The organism is Streptomyces sp. NPDC014006 (genome assembly GCF_043088925.1).
Lineage (GTDB): Bacteria > Actinomycetota > Actinomycetes > Streptomycetales > Streptomycetaceae > Streptomyces.
The window spans coordinates 1-1436 of record NZ_JBICAJ010000056.1 but is presented as its reverse complement, the minus strand read 5'-3'; the positions used below and the strand labels follow the sequence as shown (position 1 = coordinate 1436).

Annotated in this window: 2 protein-coding genes and 1 pseudogene; 1 reads left to right on the top strand and 2 read right to left on the bottom strand. The window is 70.1% G+C overall.

The genetic code is table 11. From position 1 onward, the window contains the following. Window positions 1-131, bottom strand: a pseudogene (locus ACF1GV_RS42570) (carboxyvinyl-carboxyphosphonate phosphorylmutase); the annotation flags it as partial. 91 nt (window positions 132-222) lie between these two features. Between ACF1GV_RS42570 and ACF1GV_RS42565 the strand changes: the two are divergent. Continuing rightward, the gene (locus tag ACF1GV_RS42565) at window positions 223-1212 is read left to right on the top strand and encodes a teichoic acid biosynthesis protein C (protein ID WP_391692540.1); all 990 of its coding nucleotides are present in this window, start codon (window positions 223-225) and stop codon (window positions 1210-1212) included. Between the two features lie 28 nt (window positions 1213-1240). On the opposite strand, the gene ACF1GV_RS42560 is transcribed toward ACF1GV_RS42565, so the two are convergent. After that, window positions 1241-1436 (bottom strand): hypothetical protein (locus ACF1GV_RS42560; protein ID WP_391692538.1); only part of this gene is annotated, 196 nt, incomplete at its 5' end.

Genomic DNA, 1436 nt, shown 5'->3' with positions numbered 1-1436 from the left:
GACGCGGCGAAGCCGAACCCGGAGACGAACATCCCGTCGTAGTGCCGGGCGGCGATCGAGGCGGAGTACATGTCGTACACGCCGATCAGCGGGGTCGCCCCGGGTGCGGCGATCTGCTCGGACCGGTTCACCGGAGAAACGTCACTGGGGGGCCAGGTGCACCAGCGCGGTAACGTGCCCTAGGGTTCACCGCCTTGGCATGCCCTCATCTCAAGGAGACACATGTACCGCACCGCCGACCTGAGCCGACGCTCCCTCCTGCGCGCGGGTTCCGGCCTGGGGCTCGCCGCGCTCGGACTGGGCGCGACCGCCTCCCCCGCGTCCGCGGCCGTGCCCGCCTCGCAGCGCTTCGACCTCACCCAGCCGTCCTACGACCTGTACCGCGGCCAGTCGCTGCACGACGTGACGGTGCAGCAGGGCTTCGCCTTCGACAACGTCAACCGGCGTCTGTTCGTGGCGCAGCGCCGCGACGGGACCTCGGACACGGCCGGTGACCTGTGCATCACCCAGCTCGACTTCGCGGGCAACTACGTCGGTTACATGCATCTGACCGGGTTCGGGCACGGTGTCGCCTTCGGCGCGCAGGGCGTGGGCAGTTCCACCTATCTGTGGACCGAGGTGGACTCCTCGGGCGGCTACGGCCAGCGGCTCGCCCGGTTCAAGTTCACCAGCGGCACGACCCTGTCGAACACGTCCTCCGCGCTGACCAAGTTCACGCCCGTCACCGCGGCCACGCAGCACACCTGCTCCATCGACCCGGTGAACAACCGCCTGATCGTCCGTTACCAGCTCACCGACGGCAAGCACATAGCCGTCTACGACCTCGCCGCCGCCACGAGCGGCGACTTCTCCAGCCCGCTCGCCGACTTCAAGCAGCCCACGCTGCCCACCCTGTCGTCCACTTTCCAGGGCTACACGGCCTACGGCCAGTACCTGTACGTCCTGACCGGCGACAGCTACGACGTCACCGGCAAGGACGCGAACGGCAACTGGATCGTCAACTCCGAGGTCACCAGCATCGACATGAACACCGGCGCCATCGTGCAGGGCCCGGTCCTGACGAAGGCCGGGTCGACCCTGGACTTCCGCGAGCCGGAGGGGCTGGCGATCTACCAGACGGCCGCCGGCGAGGTCCGCCTGTTCCTCGGCTTCGCCTCGGGTGTCGCGGGCGACCGCCGCTCCAACCTCTTCTACAAGAACGTCCTGGTCTGACCGCACCGGCCGCGCGGCGGCCGGCCCCTCACGGGGCCGCCGCCGCGGCGCCCTGGACCGCCGCCGGGCGCTGCACCCGGCACACCAGCGCGTCGTTGACGACGCCGGTGACGATCGTGTCGCCGGGGTCGGCCTCGTCGGCCAGCAGCAGGGAGGCGATGCGGTTGTCGAGTTCGGCCTGGATGGTGCGGCGCAGCGGGCGGGCGCCGAACTCCGGCTGGTGG

What these genes read in the sequence shown, in the direction of transcription:
- ACF1GV_RS42565 (WP_391692540.1), top strand. Translation starts at nt 223, where the DNA reads ATGTACCGCACCGCCGACCTGAGCCGACGCTCCCTCCTGCGCGCGGGT.